This is a genomic window from Micromonospora sp. KC213, assembly GCF_004348325.1.
In the GTDB taxonomy this organism is placed as follows: domain Bacteria; phylum Actinomycetota; class Actinomycetes; order Mycobacteriales; family Micromonosporaceae; genus Micromonospora.
On the sequence record NZ_SMKF01000028.1, the window covers coordinates 28,068 to 44,519 of the forward strand.

Below are 16,452 nucleotides of genomic sequence, written 5' to 3' on the forward strand. Positions count from 1 at the left end.
GTTGTCGGCTTCCGCGTCGGCTGAGGTGATCGCGGTCCTAACGATGGTCCCGTGTGGGGGGCGCCGGCAGGGACAGGGTCGACGTCACGCCGTCCGGCCAGCGGACCGTGACCGTGTCCGCCGCCCCGTCCGGCCGTACCGCCACGGTGGGCAGCGCGTGCCGCGCCGCGTCCGCCCCGCGCAGCACCACCGCCGCCACGTACACCCCGCCCACCCGGGGCGGCTGCGTGGTGCGCAGCAGCGGCACCGCCACGTGCTCGCCCAGCGGCGAGGTGCGCCGCTCCCGGCGTACCTCGGCGGTGTCCAGCCCGACCAGCCCCACCAGGCAGGACACCACCGGGCCGGCGGCCACCTCGGCCCCGGGGGAGCCGGCGGGCGTACGCGCCTCGGGCGGCGCGTCGCCGGCCACCGGCCACCCGCTGAACTCCAGCCGGGTCGCGGCGTCCAGCCCGACCGGCGAGTCCACCCGGGCCGCCCGCACCTCCACCGCGCCGCGCAGCAGCGACCCCATGGTCAGCGTCGGCCCGTGCCGGACCGCCCCCCGACGGCCTGAGCCGTGGTCCGGGCCGTGATCGTCCTCCGTGGCGACCCAGTGCGCCCGGGCCCGGGACACCGCCCGGCCGACGCCGTCCACCAGCTCGCAGCCCAGCGCCTCGAACCCGTTGCGATGGGTACGCCGACCCGCCCCGTCGACCACCGTCACCGAGTTGTCCGACGGGTCGCCGACCGTCGCCCCGACCAGCGGCGGCAGGGTCGCCGTCGAGTAGCCCAGCCGGGCGTACAACGGCGAGTCCGCCCGCTCGTCGTGCGGCACCGAATGGTCCGTGCCGTGGTTGACGATTCGCACCAGACCGTCCCCGCGGGTGCCGCTGACCAGCCAACCGGGCACCGGCAGCGCGGCGGCCACGTCCCCGGCCTCGACCGGCAGCGGCCCCTCCGGCTCTGTCCAGACCGGATGGTCGGCCGGCAGGGCCAGACCGAGCATCCCCTTGGCCGCCCAGTACGGCGAGCCGGGGCCGGAGTACGACTGCGCCATCGCCGGCCACTCGCGGTGCCAGCCGAGCGTCAGCAACCCCCGCTCGTCCGGCACCCCGTTGGCCGCGAAGTGCGCCAGAATGCCGCTGCACGCGCGCCGGAGCACACCGGGAGGCAGATCGCTGGCGCCGGTGATCGCGCCCATCCAGAACGGCGCGGCGGCGGCGAACCGGTAGCTGAGGCTGCGGCCCTGCAACAGCGGCGAGCCGTCCGCGCCGATCAGGGACACGGCGTCGTCGAGGAACCGGGCGAGCCGGGTGCGCCAGGAGCGGCGCAGGTCGTCCGGGCAGAACTCGCCGGCCTGCTCCGCCCAGAGCAGCGGGTAGACGTGCAGCGCCCACCCGCCGTAGTGGTCGTAGGCCCGCTCGGGTCCGTCGCTGTACCACCCGTGGGCGCGGTACAGCGACTCGTGGACCCGCAGTCCGCGCTCCACGTCGTCGGCCGACCACGGGCCACCCACCGAACGCAGGAACGTCTCGACGACGATCTGGAACCACACCCAGTTGATCGGCGGGTACTCCTGCCCGACCACGGTGCCGAGCCAGGCCACGACCCGCTCGCGGTCACCGGGATCCAGCCGGTCCCACAGCCACGGCCGGCTCAGGTGCAGGCCCAGCGCGATCGAGCAGGCCTCGACCTTCGCCTGGTCGAGCCGGTCCGGGCGCGGCCACGCGGTCGGCGAGGAGGGATCGGTGCCGGCCCGCAGCCCGTCGGCGTACCACTGGGCCAGCCCGTGCGGATCCGCGCCCGACTCGCCGCGCAGCCGGATCGCGGCCAGCAGGAACGACCGGGCGAACGCCTCCAGCGAGTCGCTGTCCCGGCCGTACGCGCTGGCGTGCCCCGGCAGGTCGATGCGCGCGTGGTCGACCGAGGCGTACGGCCGCAGGGCCAGCAGCATCCGGTCCGCCGAGGCGGCCCAGTGCGCCCGGGTGTATCCGGTGAACGGGGACAGCCGCCGGTCATCGACGGTCATGCTGGCCTCCCGAGGCGGTCAGGGTGAACGAGCCGGCGGCCGCTGCCGGCGGTACGAGGACCAGCCGGTGGACGGCCGCACCCCAGACACCGCACAGCAGCGGATCGTCCACGACGTGCCGTTCGAGCCGGCCGGCACCGGCGTGCGGATCCCACGCCAGGGTGAGCACGCGCCCGCCGAGGGAGCGGATGGCCAGTTCCCCGGCCTGGTGGGCGAGCGGCTCGCCGGCGATCACGTGGTGCAGTCGGACGTCGGCCGGGTCGTCGACCTGCCAGGTGTCGGTCACGGCGACCGTCCCCGTACGCCGGTCGAGGCGTACCTGCCGCTGCCACGACCGGCAGCCGGCCTCCGGGGCGTACGCCCCGGCGAGGTCGAGCCGGGCGGTGTCGCCGTCCGGGCCGAGGTCGACGGTCATCGCCACGGCCCGGAACCCCGGCCCCGGGGACTGCCCGTGACCGTTGACGACCGGCAGGTTGTGCCACTGGCTCTGGGTGACCCACTGCTCGTACCGCCGGGCGGTGAAGGAGATCGCCGTGTAGGTCGGCTGCCCGAGGTCGACCAGCACGGGCGCCCGGTCGAGCGCCACCAGGTAGGAGCCCACGTCGTTGTGGTTGTGGTTCTCGTCGTTGTGCCCGCCCTTGACCGCCACGCACAGCCCCCGACTGGCGCCGGGGTGCTCACGGCTGACCAGCACCTCGACCTCGGGCAGCCAGGACGTCGCGGGCAACGGCGCGGCAGCCGGCGACTGGGCGGCCCACGACCCGTCGGCGAGCCCGAGCACGGCCCTGCCCAGCCCGGCGTCGGCCGTCACCGCCGGCGTACCCGGGACGCGGTGACTCGCCGCGTGCGCGACGACCTGCTGGTCGCCGGTGGCCCGACCCCACCGGTGCACCACGTGCCACGCCTGCCCGGCGTCGGGGCGGGCCGGGCCGTCGCCGACGTTGACGTACCACCCGTCGCCGAGCGCCATCCGGTGCGGGTACCGGGCCAGCTCGGGCAGGGGCGCCCAGTGCCACGGGTCCAGCAGCCCGCCGGTGGCCCGGTCGAGCAGGTCGAGGGCCTCGGCGAGACGTGCCGGCCCGTTCCACCAGTAGGCGTACCCCTCGTCGCAGCCCCCGTCGGCGGGCAGGGCGGTGAGATACCGGTCGAGGCCGTCGACGACGAGGTCGACCACCCGAGCCCGCACCGGTGGTTCGTCGATCAGGAACAGGGCGGTCGCGAGGAGGTGACCGTGGATCCACGGGTTCCAGTTGTGCAGGTGCCCGTCCAGGCCGAGCCAGTGCCACTCCCGGCTGCCCAGGAACGGCTCGACCACCCGCAACCGGGCCTCCCGACGCATCCGGTCGCGCAGTCCGGGCACCCGGGCGTCGAGGGCCGGGGCCAGCAGCAGGTCGGCCCAGGCCAGCACGGCGACCGTCTCGGCGGCACCGAGGTCGAGGTAGGGGTGGTCGGGGTCGGGCACCACCTGCCCGCGCTCGGCAGCGAAGGTGTCGTGCGCCGCCCAGCACCAGGTGGTCTGCTCGCAGAGCGCCAGCAGGCCGTCCGCCGCCTCGTCGAGGTACGGCTGCCCGGCGAGCGCGGCGGCCAGCACCGCCCCGGAGGTACGCCGGCGCAGCTCGCCGGCCGGCTCCTCGTAGGCGGTGCGGTTGCCGTCGCGCCAGTAGCGCGCGTAGTCGGACAGCCGCAGCTGCGGCCACGGCTCGCGTCGGTCCCCGTCGGCCCGCTCGATGATCGCGTGGGCGGTCACCTCGTCCACCTGGGACCAGGCCCGCCGGTCACCGGGCGGGGGCAGCCCGATGGCCTTGCGCCCCCGGGCAAGGGCGGCCTCCCGGGCATCGGCGCCGAGCAGTGCCCAGCGTTGGGCGAGCAACCCCCGGTCAGCCACGGTCGTCCTCCCTGATGAGGCGGGTGAGGGTCGCCGCCTCGTCGGCGACGCGGTCGGCGTCGTCGTCGACCACGAACTCCAGCAGGGTGTCGTGCTGGCGTCCGGTTCCACGCAGCAGGGTGAACACGTCGCGCCAGAGCCGGTCGCGGGCCGCCAGCGGCCGGCGTTCCTGCCGGGGCCACCAGGAGAACACGTGCACCGTGTCGACCCAGGGCAGCACCTGCCGCAGGTCGTCGAGGGCGTCGGCGTCGGCGAGCCCCACGTTCGGCTGCCAGTACGTGCGCACGCCGGGATGCCCGACGTCGGCGAGCAGGTCCAGCGTCGACCCGACGGTGTCGGTCAGCGTGCCGGAGTGGTACTCGAAGGCCAGCTCGATCCCGGCGTCGCTGGCCTGCCGTGCCGCGGCCCGGGTCTCGTGGACCACCGCCCGGCGCTGCTCGACGGTGGCCGCGGCGGAGCCGACGGTGCCGGCCCAGATCCGGATCCGCGGGGCGCCGAGCGCGACCGCGCTGGACAGCACGGCGGTGAAGTCCTCGGCGGTGTGCGGGCCGGCGCGGAAGTAGGAGCCGTAGGAGGCGACCCGGATGCCCCGGTCGAGGCCCTCGGCGCGTACCCGGGCCGCCGTCACGCGGTCACCCGGCGGGACGTGCACGTCGGCTCCCCACTCGACGCAGGACAGCCGGGCGGCGGCGGTGACGTCCAGCACCGCCGACGCGGGCAGGTGTCGCAGGGTCACCGAGCAGATGCCGGGGGACAGGGGCCGGTTCACTGGTGGCACGCTCGCCCTCTCGACAGACGGGGTGGGGTAAGCGCTTTCCGACCCTAGGTCAACCGCCGGCACGGAGCAAGGGACCGCGTGTCGGCCGTGGTGCCGTGCACCACCCCCCAACGATCCCGCCACCGCACCACCGTGGGGTCCTTGACCGACACCACGGGGTGTGCCGCGTCCGGCTGGGGGCCGATCAGCACCTCACGGGAGCGCCAGGTCAGCCCGGCCCAGGAGGTGAGGGGCCGGTCGGTGGTCGTCGATCTCCCGGGGGCCATGTGTCGAGCCTCCTCGTCGCCACGGCATCTGCCTCGGCTCAGGGTCCTCGGCCCCTTGTGGGAGCCTTCGATTGTCCCTTAGTTTGTTTGGTATCCAGACCAACTACTCACTCTAGCCGTGTGCGTCCTCTCGACACCGCCCTTCTCGAAGGGGAACCGATGACATCTCCGAACTCCGGCGCGAGAGCCTCGCGCCGTTCCTTCCTCGGCCTCGCGAGCCTGGGCGCGGCGGCGGTCGCCGGTGGTCCGCTGCTGGCCGGGTGCAGCGAGAAACCCGCCGGTTCCGGCGCCGCGCAGAACCTGGACAAGTTCGCCGACCTCCTGCCGGCGCGGAAGGATCTGGCGTTGAACCTCACGCCGGACGTCAAGGGCACCCGCCCCGTCCCGGACGGATACACGAAGTACCCCGGGACGCTGGTCGACGCGATCACCGACAAGCCGGGCACCAGCGGAGCGCAGGTCACCGCGATGACCCCGGCCTGGGGGCCGGCCCCGCCCGGGGTCGCCCAGAGCGCCTACCTGCAGGCGGTGAACGCGGAACTGGGTACGCCGGTGAACTTCACCGTCCAGGACGGCACCACCTACGCCGACAAGCTCAACGCCATGCTCGGTGCCCGGGACGTGCCCGATCTGCTCTGCGTGCCGGGCTGGGAGGTGGAGAAGATCCCGCGCTTCTCCGAGGCGGCCAAGGCCATCTTCGAGGACCTCACCGACCACCTCAAGGGTGACGCCGTCAACGCGTACCCCATGCTGGCCACCTTCCCGACCGGGGCGTGGCGCCACGCGATCTGGAACGAACGGCTGATGGCCGTGCCCAACCCCACCGACGGGCCGTTCCCCTGGGCACTGTTCGCCCGCAAGGACATGCTCGACGATCGGGGCCTGGCCATCCCGAAGAACCTCGACGAGCTGCTCACCATGGCCAAGCAGGTCACCGACCCGGCCAAGAAGGTGTGGGCGTTCAGCGACATCTTCGCCATGATCCAGATGTTCCACAAGGCACCCGGTTCCAAGGGCGGGTGGCGGCTGAAGTCCGACGGGACGCCGGAGTTCAAGTACGAGACCCCGGAGTTCCGGCAGGCGCTGGAGGTGATGGCCAAGATCTACAAGGACGGTCTGGTCCACCCTGATCTCGTCGCCAGCAAGGGCGCGGACGCCGGCCAGCTGTTCGCGAAGAGTGGCCAGGTCGTCTTCCACCAAACCGGCACCGGCTTCTGGCAGGGCGCCCAGGCCGAGCACCAGAAGGTCAACGCCAAGCTCAACATCCAGCCGGTGCCGATCTTCTCCGCCACCGGCGGCGACCCCCTTGTCTGGGGCGACGACGAGCCGATCTCCTACACCTTCGTCAAGAAGGGCCTCGGCAAGGACCGGGTTGAGGAACTGCTGCGGATCATCAACTGGTGCTCCGCGCCGCTGGGCACCCAGGAGGCGCAGCTGCGCGACTACGGGGTGGAGGGCAAGCACCACACCCGGACGCCGAACGGGCCGTCCAAAACCGACCTGGCGTTCAAGGAGATCGCCAACCAGTACTTCTTCATCAGCGGCCGCAACCCCACCATCGGGCCGTACCCCGACACCCCCAACTACGTCCAGGACCTCCTGACGTACTCCAACGACATGGTGAAGTACCTGGAGAAGGACCCCTGGGACGGGGTGAAGCTGGAAATGCCGGCCACGTACAAGGCCAACCAGGTGCCGGTCGAGGACAAGTTCACCGACGTCCTGCGCGGGCGCCGGCCGCTGTCCGACGTCGACGCCATCGTGGCGGAGTGGAAGGCCAACGGGGGTGAGGAGGCGAGGCGACTGCTCGCCCAGTCGCTGCCCAAGGCCGCCCGATGACCACACGCAACACCACCGTCGCGGCCGGGTCCGACCGGACCCGGCCCGACGCGTCGACCACGCCGGTGCCGGCCCCCCGCCGCCGCACCGGCCGCCGCCTGTCGCTGCGGGCCCGGCTGCGCCGCGACTGGCAGCTGCTGGCCATGGTCGCGCCCGGCTTCGTGATCCTGCTGGTCTTCAGCTACGTGCCGATCCTCGGCAATGTCATCGCCTTCCAGGACTACAACCCCTACCTCGGGGACAACCCCCTCCAGGCGTTCGTCAACAGCAACTGGATCGGGTTCGGGCAGTTCCAGCTGCTCTTCGAGGACCCGGCGTTCTGGGACGCGTTCCGCAACACCCTGGCGATCACCGCGTTCCAGTTGGTCTTCTTCTTTCCGCTGCCGATCGTCCTGGCGATCATGCTGCACAACCTGCTCTCCAGCCGGCTGCGCGGCTTCATCCAGACCGTCGTGTACCTGCCGCACTTCTTCAGCTGGGTGCTGGTCGTCAGCTTCTTCGTCGCCATGCTCGGTGGCGCCGGTCTGCTGGCCCAGACCATGCGCGAGGCCGGGATGCAGCCGTGGAACATCATGACCAACCCGGACACGTTCATCATCCTGGTCACCGCCGAGGCGGTGTGGAAGGACATCGGCTGGGGCACCATCGTGTTCCTCGCCGCCCTCTCCACCATCGACCAGAACCTCTACGAGGCCGCGGCGGCCGACGGTGCCGGGCGGTGGCGGCGGCTGTGGCACATCACCCTGCCCGGCCTGCGGCCGGTGATCGTGCTGCTGCTCATCCTGCGTCTGGGCGACGCGCTCTCCGTCGGCTTCGAGCAGTTCCTCCTGCAGCGCGACGCCGTCGGCCGGCAGGCGTCGGAGGTGCTCGACACCTTCGTGTACCACTTCTCCATCGCCACCGGGAACTACGGGTACGGCGCGGCGGCCGGCCTGTTCAAGGCTGCCATCGGGCTCTGCCTGATCCTGGCCGCCAACCGGGTCGCGCACATGCTCGGCGAACGAGGGATCTACTCAAGGTCATGACCGACACCGTCGTGCAGCAGTCACCCACGCGCCGCGGCCGCCGGCCGGTGTGGGAGGAGAACCCGACCGCGATCGGCCAGGGCTTCAAGGCCGTCCTGCTCGGCCTGCTGGTGCTCAGCGTGCTCTTCCCGCTCTGGGTGATCCTGGTGACCAGCCTCTCCTCCCGCGAGACCATAGCCGAGGCCGGCGGCCTCGTGGTCGTCCCCAAGGGCATCGACACCTCCGCGTACGCGACGATCTTCGCCGGTGGGGCGGTCACCCGGGCACTGTGGGTCAGCACCCTGGTCACCGTCATCGGCACCGCCGTGGCGCTGACCGTCACCGTGCTCGCCGCCTACGGCCTGTCCCAACCCCGGTCGCTCGGCTACCGCTGGCTGCTCGCGTACTTCCTGCTGCCGTTCCTGATCTACCCGCCCCTGGTGCCCAGGTACCTCGTGGTGACCGGGCTCGGGCTCAAGGACACCATCTGGGCGCTGATCCTGCCGCCGGCGATCAGCGTGTTCAACCTGGTCGTCGTGCGCGGCTTCTTCCAGGGCATCCCGCAGGAACTGCTCGACAGCGCCCGCATCGACGGCGCCAGCGACTTCCGCACCCTGGCCCGGATCGTGCTGCCGCTGTCCCGTGCGGTGATCGCCGTCGTCGGCCTCTTCTACGCGGTCAGCTACTGGAACGTCTGGTTCGACGCGCTGCTGTTCATGGACCGCAACGACATGTATCCGATCCAGCGGGTACTGCAGAGCTACCTGCTGGCCGGGCAGGCACCGCACACCTCCGGCGGCACCACCGGCGTCACCATGCCTCCCACCGAATCGATCAAGATGGCGGTCGTCGTCCTCACCGTCGCGCCGATCGTCGCCGTCTACCCCTTCATCCAGCGGCACTTCGTCAAGGGAGTCCTGATCGGCGCCGTGAAGGGCTGATCGCCGCTCCCGCCGGCACGGTCCGCGGGAGGACCAGCTCACGACAGGAGGACACCGTGCGGGCCACACAACTGGTGCCGCTGGGGCGCACCGAGGTACGCGTGACCCGGCTCGGTCTGGGACTCGCCCCGATCGGCGGGATGTTCACCAGCGTCGGCGACGAGACGGCCCGGGCCACCGTGGCGGCGGCCTGGCGGCTCGGGCTGCGCTACTTCGACACCGCACCGCTGTACGGCTGCGGACTGTCCGAACGTCGGGCCGGCGCGGTGCTCGCCGGCCGGCCCCGGGCGGAGTTCACCCTGTCCACCAAGGTCGGCCGGCTGCTGGTCCCCGGCGAGGGCCGGGGCCAGGAATTCTGGGCCGAGCCGAGCGGTCTCGTCCCGACGTTCGACTTCTCCGCGGCCGGCGTACGACGCTCGTACGCCGAGAGCCTGGAGCGGCTCGGTCTGGACCGGATCGACATCGCCTACCTGCACGACCCGGACGACCACGTCGGCGAGGCGATCACCGAGGCGTACCCGGAGCTGGCGCGGCTGCGCGCGGCCGGTGAGATCGGCGCGGTCGGCGCGGGCATGAACCAGGCGCCGGTGCTGACCGACCTGGTCCGGGCCGTCGACCTCGACTGCGTCATGCTGGCCGGGCGATACACCCTGCTCGACCAGTCCGGGCTGGACACCCTGCTGCCACTGTGCCGGGACCGGGGCGTGGCGGTGATCGCCGCGGGCGTCTACAACTCGGGTCTGCTCGCCGACCCGCGACCCGGCGCCCCCTACGACTACGCTCCCGCCGACCGGGCACTGCTCGAGCGGGCCAGCGCGGTCCGCGCGGTCTGTGACCGGTACGGGGTGCCGTTGCGGGCCGCGGCGATCCAGTTCCCCCTCGGGCATCCGGCGGTCACCGGTGTGGTGGTCGGCGCCCGTGACCCGGATCAGGTCGCGGACAACCTCGCGATGTTCGAGTGGGACATCCCCGGTGAACTCTGGGCCGACCTCAAACGGGTCGGTCTCCTGCCGGAGGAGGTGCCTACCCTATGATCATCGACGGCCACCATCTGGCGCGGCTCCCCGCCGACGAGCCGTCGGCCCGGCTGGGCCGCACCGCCGTCCGTGCCCGTCCACTGGAGGTTGGTTCGTGAGACTGATGCGGGTGGGCCCGGTGGGCGCGGAGCGCCCGGTCCTGTGGGCCGAGGGCCGCCATCTGGATCTGACCCCGGTCACCGACGACATCGGCCCGGCGTTCTTCGCCGCCGACGGACTGCGCCGCGTCGCCGAGGCCACCGACCTGCCGGAGATCGACATCACCGGCCAGCGGATCGGGTCGCCGATCGCCCGGCCGGGGGTGATCCTCTGTGTGGGACAGAACTACGCCGCGCACGCCGCCGAGTCGGGGGCGCCGCCACCGGTCACCCCCATCGTCTTCTACAAGGCCCCCAACACGGTGGTCGGCCCGTACGACGACGTGCTCATCCCTCGCGGCTCGGTCAAAACCGACTGGGAGGTGGAACTCGGCGTGGTGATCGGCCGCCGGGCCCGCTACCTCTCCTCGCCGGCGGACGCCCTCGCCCACGTCGCCGGATTCGTCTGCGCCAACGACGTCTCCGAACGCGACTTCCAGCTCGACCACTCCGGCGGTCAGTGGTCCAAGGGCAAGTCCTGCGAGACCTTCCAACCCCTCGGGCCGTGGCTGGTGACCCCCGACGAGGTTGCCGACCCGCAGGCGCTGGGCCTGCGGTCCTGGGTCAACGGCGAGCCCCGGCAGGACTGGACCACCGCGGACATGGTCTTCGAGGTGGCCCACCTCGTCTGGCACCTGTCGCAGTACACCGTCCTGGAACCGGGCGACCTGCTCAACACCGGCACCCCGCCGGGGGTGGCCCTGTCCGGGCGCTTCCCCTACCTGCGACCGGGTGACGTCATGGAGGTCGAGGTCGACGGTCTCGGCCGGCAGCGCAGCACGCTGCGGAGCGCCTGATGGCCGCCACCGCGCCCGGCCCGGCCCGGCGTCGGCCGGGACCGTCGGCACGCATGGAGGACGAGCGTGCGGTGTGACGGGCTGGTCGCGGTGGTCACCGGTGGCGGTTCCGGGATCGGCCGCGCCTGCACCGAGGCGCTGCTGGCCGCCGGTGCCCGGGTCGGGGTGCTGGACCTGGACCCGTCCGCGGCGCCACGTGACCCGAGGGTCCACCCGGTGCGCGCCGACGTCGCCGACCGGGCGGCGGTCACCACCGCTGTGGACGCGGTGGCGGAGGCTTTCGGCGGCCTGGACATCGTGGTCAACAACGCCGGCATCTCGGCGGTCGGCACCATCGAGGAGAACGACGACGAGCAGTGGGCGCGCGTCCTGGACGTCAACGTCACCGGGGTGGCCCGCACCACCGCCGCGGCGCTGCGGTACCTGCGCCGCTCCTCGCACCCCGCGATCGTCAACGTCTCGTCCGTCGCCGCCGGCGCCGGGTTGCCCCGCCGCGCCCTCTACTCCGCCTCCAAGGGCGCCGTCCACGCGCTGACCCTGGCGATGGCCGCCGACCTGGTGGGCGAGGGTATCCGGGTCAACTGCGTGGCCCCCGGCACCGTGGACACCCCCTGGGTGGCGCGGCTGCTCGCCGCTGCCCCCGACCCCCAGGCCGAACGACGGCGGCTCGCCGCCCGCCAACCCACCGGCCGGCTGGTCACCGCCGGAGAGGTGGCGGCGGCCGTGGTCTACCTTGCCTCGCCGGCGGCCGGCGCGGTCACCGGGACCGCGCTGGCCGTCGACGGCGGGTTGGCGGGCCTGCGGATGCCGGCCCGCGACTGACCGGCATCGGGATCACCCGTCGATACTGCCGAAGAAGATCTCGTGCCCCGGGCCTCGGACGAAGACGACGGAACCGGCGGCGGCCAGCGGCGCGGAGGTGGCCCGAGGAGCCCCGGCCACGACACGCCAGGCGGACCAGGCTTCGGCCGGCACGTCGTACCGGATGGTGTGCAGCAGGTCGCCGCTGGCGCGGACCGTCAGGTAAAGGGTGCCGGCGTGGGCGCTGAAGGTCGGTGCGGACGCCGTCGCCGGGGTGCCCGGGACGGTCGTCCAGGAGGCCCAGTTCCCGGCGTCGAGGGTGTAGCGGGTGACCCGGAGCGTGTCCCCGCTGCCGCGCACCGCCAGGTGCAGGTGACCGTAGAGAACGGCGGCGGTGGGGGCGGACGTCGCCTGCGGCGCGCCGGGCACGGTGCCCCAGCCGGACCAGGAGTCGGTCGTCAACGTGTAGCGGACGGTGCGCAGCGTGCCGCCGGCGCCCTGGACGAACACGTGCAGATCGCCGCCGTAGACGGCGGTCGCGGGCGCTGACTCCGCTCCCGCCGAGCCGGGCACCGTCACCCAACCCGACCAGGTGCCGGTCATCAGGTTGTACCGGATGGCACGGACGTGACCGGTGGCGGTGCGGACGAAGACGCGCAGATCGCCGCCGTACACCACGGCCGACGGTGCGTCCCTCGCCACCGGCCAGCCCGGGACCTGCGTCCAGTCCGACCAGGTCTGGGTGGTCAGCGAGTAGCGGATCGTCCGGACGTGACCCCGGCTCGTGGTGGTGAACAGCCAGCGGTCGCCGCCATAGACCGTTGTCGCAGGCGCAGTCCCGGGACGGGCGGGCCCCGGCACCAGTGACCAGGGCTCCGCCGATGCGGCCCGGCGTGGCCCGTCAGCCGCGCGGGCGGACGCGGCAGGCCCGGCGACACCGCCGAGAAGAAGGACGACAACGAGTGCGAGCACGCGGTGCAGCGGTCTCGCTGACGGGGTGCCGGGCATCTGGGCTCCCTGGTGTGGTGGGGCGGGGGACGGTGACGCTGCGTCCCTCCGAGGCTTCCACGCCGGCCCTCACCGTGCTGCCCCGTGCGTAAAGACGCAACTCGTGCCACCGTGTACGTCGTGGCGCCGCCCGGGTCGCCGTATCGTGCCCGTACCGTTGCCGGCACGCCCCCGGACGGCTCCCGATCGGCTGGTACGGTCGCCAGGTGATCGTCGAAGAACACTGGTGGAACGGGGACGCCACGCCTCGGGGGCGCCGTGATGTGTACATCCGTACCGACGGGCGACGCTGGGAGGTCCAGGCGCAGATCGGTGGCGCGCAGGGCCGTTCCGAGGTGATGGAGTGCGGCAGTCGCAGCTCGGCGAGCATCCTCGCCGACTCGTGGCGGGCCGGCGGACAGGGCTGGCGCGAGCTGCGCCGCTCGGCGTAGGGTACGCGCCGCGGGCGGCACGGCCGTACCGTCGCCGAAGGGGAGGATCGGATGACCATCGACCTCGCTGGGCTGCCACCGCTGGCCTGGGTGCCGCGCGACGGCGAGGGCACCTACCACGCAGAACGCGGTGAGCTGCTGCTCGTGGCGGACGCCGGCGTCGACTGGACAAACGACTCCCTGGGCGGTGGGCGGCAGCACCGGGCCGCCGCGCTGAGCTTCCCGGCCCCCGCCGAGTTCAACCTCGTCGCGCGGATCCGCGTGGATCCGCCGCGGACGACGTTCGACGCGGGCGCGCTGGCCGTCTGGGTCGACGAGGACCACTGGGCGAAGGTCTGTTTCGAGTGGTCGCCGGCGGGCCAGGCCATGGTGGTCAGCGTCGTGACGAACGACTGGTCCGACGACTGCAACTCCAGCCTGGTGACGGCGGCCGAGGTGTGGCTGCGGATCACCCGGACGGGGCCGGCGTGGGCCTTCCACGCCTCGTCCGACGGCGTCGACTGGCAGTTCGTCCGACTGTTCCGGTTGGCCTCCCGCCAGGACGCCCGCGTGGGCTTCCTGGCCCAGGCCCCGCTCGGTGACCGGTGCGTCGTCCGATTCGACCAGATCCGGCTCACCGGGACGGCACCGGCCGATCTGCGGGACGGTTCCTGACACGCGTGGCACCGCCCGCCACCACGCCGGTGGCGAGACGGATGCGCCCTGCTTGGTGTGCAGTTGCGCCAGGTCGGGGCACCGTTTAGCGATCACCGCCGTTGCGGCCACCCCGCCAGCACGTCCGCCACGTCCAACAGGTCCCGCTGCGGGTCCGGTGCGGGCCGCGGCACCGCCGCCGGGGTACGCCCGAACCGGGGGGCCGGCGCGGGTTGCAGCTGCCCGCCGACGGTGACGAAGGTGCCCCTTGCGGCGTTGTGCGGATGGCGGTGCGCCTCGGTGGGCGAGAGCACCGGCGCCACGCAGGCGTCGAGGTCGGCAAAGACCTCCTCCCACTCGTCCCGGGTACGTTCGGCGAACCGCTCGGTGAACCGGCGGCGCAGCCGTGGCCAGCCGCTCGGGTCGTACTGGGCGGGCAGGCCCTCGTCGGCCAGGTCGAGGCCAGCCAGCAGCGCCGCGTAGAACGGCGGTTCCAACGCGCCGACGGCGACGAACCTGCCGTCGGCGGTGCGGTAGGTGTCGTAGAACGGTGCCCCACCGTCGAGCAGGTTGCCGCCACGCGACGCGGGCCACGACCCGGCGCCGATCATGCCGTGCAGGAACGCGGTGAGCAGCGCCGACCCGTCGACCATCGCGGCGTCGACGACCTGACCGACGCCGGACCGTTCCCGCTCCAGCAAGGCGGCCAGCACGCCGACGGCGAGCAGCATCCCACCACCGGCGAAGTCACCGAGCAGGTTCAGCGGGGCGTGTGGGCGTTCCCCGGCACGGCCCAGTGGCTCCAGTGCCCCGGCCAGCGCGATGTAGTCGATGTCGTGCCCGGCCCGGATAGCCCTCGGGCCGTCCTGACCCCATCCGGTCATCCGCGCGTACACCAGGCGGGGGTTACGCTCCCGGCAGGTGTCCGGCCCGACACCGAGCCGCTCGGCCACCCCCGGCCGGTACCCTTCGACCAGCACGTCGGCGCGCTCCACCAGGCGCAGCAGGTCGGTCACCCCGTCGGGGGACCGCAGATCCAGGGCGACGATCCGCCGGCCGCGCTGCAACGGCCCGGTCGCTGGTGGGGCGAGCCGGCCGGCGGCGGGGCCGCCGGGCCGGTCGACGCGGACCACGTCGGCACCGAGGTCGGCCAGCATCATGCAGCCGAACGGTGCCGGCGCGAGACCGGCCAACTCGACGACGCGTACGCCGGCCAGCGGCCCGCCGCGCCGGTCGGTCGCGCCCTCGGCCGGGCGATCGTCCTGATCATTCCGCTGGTTGCCGTAGCCCGGCCCGTCGTCGACCACGATCGCAGTCTGGCCGATCTGCCACCCCACGTCGCACCCACCCACCGCCCGCGGAGGCTGATGCGGCGGCTTACTGGGGGTAGGCGGGCGTCGAGGAATTTCCGGACGGCCAGCACCCGACGGTTGTCGGTCGGCGACACCGGCAGCTGCAGCTTGCTGACCGGCGGACCGCCCCGGGCGCCCGACGTCCGGGCACCCGGGGCGGTCCGGGCGGGTGCCCGGACGCCGCGGTGGGCTAGCTCGGCAGCAAGACGCTGCCGCGTCCGGCCAGGGCGCCCACCGTCAGCCGTCCGCGTTCGTGCCGCAGGTACGCGCCCGGGTCGGCGGCGAGCTGGACCGCGACGCCGCCCCTGCCCTGGGGCACCCGGCGGAAGCTCGCCGAGGCGGCCTCGGCGCTGCCGGCCGCCACCGGATCGATCCGGACCACGCCGTCGACAACCCGGACGTACCGGTCGGGGAAGTTGACCGACTGGATCGACTCGGTGTCCCCGCCGGCCAGGCCGGGCACGAACCGGAACTGGCTGTCGGCCAGCTGACGGACTCCGGTGTCCACCCGCAGCACGTACTCGTAGTGGCGCAGGAACGCGTCGGGCGCGTCGGCGGGGGAGAGGCGCACGATCGGGCCGCCCTCGCCGACCGGCACCCCGAACAGCGGGGTGCCGTCGGAGTGCCAGTACAGCTTCTGCACCCGGGTGTGCCGGTTCGGGTCGTACAGCGGGTCGCCGGTGATGTCCCGGTAGTCGCGGGCGTGGTAGACCAGCACGTCGGTCACCCCGTCCTCGGCGACGGTGAACGAGTTGTGCCCGGGCCCGTAGCGCCTGGTCGGTTCGTGGGTGGCGAAGACCGGCTCCGGCGTCTTCACCCACGAGGCGTTGTCGAGCAGGTCCGCCTCGGCGTCGGCGGTCAGCAACCCCATGCAGTAGCGGGAGTCGGTCGCGCTGGCGGAGAAGGTCATGAAGACCCGCCCGTTGCGGACGAGCACCGCCGGGCCCTCGTTGACCGTGAAACCCTGCTTCTCCCAGCCCCGGGTCGGGGTGGCGATGCGCACCGGCTTGGTCCGGATAGACCAGGGGGTGTCCATCTCCGAGATGTACAGGTTCGTGCCGGTCAGCTCCGGTTCGGCCTGTGCCCACACCAGGTACCGGCGGCCCCGGTGAGCGAAGGTCGTCGCGTCCAGGGAGAAGTCCTCCCACTCGGTGGCGATCTGGCCGCGCAGCCGCCAGCCAACCGGGTCCCGGGGGTCGGCCAGCGCGGACTCCAGCACGTACATGCGGATGCGGAAGACGTTGTCGGAGTCTCCGGCCGCGAAGTAGATGTACCAGCGCCCGTCGATGCGATGCAGTTCGGGAGCCCAGATGTGCCCGCCCATCTTTCCGCTCGTCGGTCGTCGCCAGATGACCGACTCGGTGGCGGTGGCGAGGCCGGCGATGGTGGGCGCACCCCGCACGACGATCCGGTCGTACTCGGGCACCGAGCCGGTGAAGTAGTACGTGCCCTCCACCGGCAGGGTGACGAACGGGTCGGCCCGCTGCCGGATCAGCGGGTCGACGGTGGTGACGCCGTAGACCTCGGCGTCCGGG

At 72.9% G+C, this 16,452-nt stretch carries 15 protein-coding genes; 8 read left to right on the top strand and 7 right to left on the bottom strand.

The features are described 5' to 3' along the window. Nucleotides 1-37: 37 nt before the first annotated feature. From E1166_RS09325 to E1166_RS09340, 4 genes are read right to left on the bottom strand one after another with little or no spacing between them, the layout of a single operon-like run. Complete coding sequence (locus tag E1166_RS09325) at nt 38-2,008, bottom strand: DUF2264 domain-containing protein (protein WP_132337568.1); 1,971 nt, start codon at nt 2,006-2,008, stop codon at nt 38-40. Continuing rightward, complete coding sequence (locus tag E1166_RS09330; protein WP_243710260.1) at nt 1,995-3,893, bottom strand: heparinase II/III family protein; 1,899 nt, start codon at nt 3,891-3,893, stop codon at nt 1,995-1,997. The genes E1166_RS09325 and E1166_RS09330 overlap by 14 nt, the downstream gene beginning before the upstream one ends. Then, complete coding sequence (locus E1166_RS09335; protein ID WP_132337572.1) at nt 3,886-4,662, bottom strand: TIM barrel protein; 777 nt, start codon at nt 4,660-4,662, stop codon at nt 3,886-3,888. The genes E1166_RS09330 and E1166_RS09335 overlap by 8 nt, the downstream gene beginning before the upstream one ends. Nucleotides 4,663-4,715: 53 nt before the next feature. Beyond that, nucleotides 4,716-4,937: a hypothetical protein gene (locus E1166_RS09340; RefSeq protein ID WP_132337574.1), complete on the bottom strand. Its 222-nt coding sequence runs from the start codon at nt 4,935-4,937 to the stop codon at nt 4,716-4,718. A gap of 159 nt (nt 4,938-5,096) precedes the next feature. On the opposite strand from E1166_RS09340, the gene E1166_RS09345 reads away from it, so the two are divergent. From E1166_RS09345 to E1166_RS09370, 6 genes are all read left to right on the top strand, one after another. Next, complete coding sequence (locus E1166_RS09345) at nt 5,097-6,776, top strand: extracellular solute-binding protein (protein ID WP_132337576.1); 1,680 nt, start codon at nt 5,097-5,099, stop codon at nt 6,774-6,776. Further along, a complete protein-coding gene (locus E1166_RS09350; RefSeq protein ID WP_132337578.1) occupies nt 6,773-7,801 on the top strand; it encodes an ABC transporter permease subunit in 1,029 nt (342 codons plus the stop codon). The genes E1166_RS09345 and E1166_RS09350 overlap by 4 nt, the downstream gene beginning before the upstream one ends. Then, a complete protein-coding gene (locus E1166_RS09355) occupies nt 7,798-8,721 on the top strand; it encodes a carbohydrate ABC transporter permease (protein WP_132261182.1) in 924 nt (307 codons plus the stop codon). Before E1166_RS09350 ends, E1166_RS09355 begins: the two co-directional genes overlap by 4 nt. A 56-nt stretch (nt 8,722-8,777) precedes the next feature. Next, complete coding sequence (locus E1166_RS09360; protein WP_132261183.1) at nt 8,778-9,755, top strand: aldo/keto reductase; 978 nt, start codon at nt 8,778-8,780, stop codon at nt 9,753-9,755. A gap of 97 nt (nt 9,756-9,852) precedes the next feature. Beyond that, nucleotides 9,853-10,692, top strand: a complete 840-nt coding sequence (locus E1166_RS09365) for a fumarylacetoacetate hydrolase family protein (protein ID WP_132337580.1) — start codon at nt 9,853-9,855, stop codon at nt 10,690-10,692. 66 nt (nt 10,693-10,758) lie between these two features. Next, on the top strand, nt 10,759-11,514 hold the full coding sequence (locus tag E1166_RS09370) for an SDR family oxidoreductase (protein WP_132337582.1): 756 nt from the start codon (nt 10,759-10,761) through the stop codon (nt 11,512-11,514). A gap of 12 nt (nt 11,515-11,526) precedes the next feature. Here E1166_RS09370 and E1166_RS09375 read toward each other — a convergent pair whose 3' ends face one another. After that, entirely contained in the window at nt 11,527-12,501 is a 975-nt protein-coding gene (locus E1166_RS09375) for a hypothetical protein (RefSeq protein ID WP_132337584.1), read from the bottom strand. Between the two features lie 206 nt (nt 12,502-12,707). On the opposite strand from E1166_RS09375, the gene E1166_RS09380 reads away from it, so the two are divergent. Then, nucleotides 12,708-12,932: a hypothetical protein gene (locus tag E1166_RS09380; RefSeq protein WP_132261187.1), complete on the top strand. Its 225-nt coding sequence runs from the start codon at nt 12,708-12,710 to the stop codon at nt 12,930-12,932. A gap of 51 nt (nt 12,933-12,983) precedes the next feature. Continuing rightward, complete coding sequence (locus tag E1166_RS09385) at nt 12,984-13,586, top strand: DUF1349 domain-containing protein (RefSeq protein WP_132337586.1); 603 nt, start codon at nt 12,984-12,986, stop codon at nt 13,584-13,586. A gap of 92 nt (nt 13,587-13,678) precedes the next feature. Here E1166_RS09385 and E1166_RS09390 read toward each other — a convergent pair whose 3' ends face one another. Together E1166_RS09390 and E1166_RS09395 are read right to left on the bottom strand one after the other, a co-directional pair. After that, nucleotides 13,679-14,782 carry a CaiB/BaiF CoA-transferase family protein gene (locus tag E1166_RS09390; RefSeq protein WP_132337598.1) on the bottom strand — a complete coding sequence of 368 codons (1,104 nt, stop codon included), beginning with the start codon at nt 14,780-14,782 and terminating at the stop codon, nt 13,679-13,681. 325 nt (nt 14,783-15,107) lie between these two features. Then, nucleotides 15,108-16,452 (bottom strand): family 43 glycosylhydrolase (locus E1166_RS09395; protein WP_132337588.1); only part of this gene is annotated, 1,345 nt, incomplete at its 5' end.

What these genes read in the sequence shown, in the direction of transcription:
- E1166_RS09345 (WP_132337576.1), top strand. Translation starts at nt 5,097, where the DNA reads ATGACATCTCCGAACTCCGGCGCGAGAGCCTCGCGCCGTTCCTTCCTC.
- E1166_RS09325 (WP_132337568.1), bottom strand. Translation starts at nt 2,008, where the DNA reads ATGACCGTCGATGACCGGCGGCTGTCCCCGTTCACCGGATACACCCGG.
- E1166_RS09340 (WP_132337574.1), bottom strand. Translation starts at nt 4,937, where the DNA reads ATGGCCCCCGGGAGATCGACGACCACCGACCGGCCCCTCACCTCCTGG.
- E1166_RS09385 (WP_132337586.1), top strand. Translation starts at nt 12,984, where the DNA reads ATGACCATCGACCTCGCTGGGCTGCCACCGCTGGCCTGGGTGCCGCGC.
- E1166_RS09350 (WP_132337578.1), top strand. Translation starts at nt 6,773, where the DNA reads ATGACCACACGCAACACCACCGTCGCGGCCGGGTCCGACCGGACCCGG.
- E1166_RS09355 (WP_132261182.1), top strand. Translation starts at nt 7,798, where the DNA reads ATGACCGACACCGTCGTGCAGCAGTCACCCACGCGCCGCGGCCGCCGG.
- E1166_RS09375 (WP_132337584.1), bottom strand. Translation starts at nt 12,501, where the DNA reads ATGCCCGGCACCCCGTCAGCGAGACCGCTGCACCGCGTGCTCGCACTC.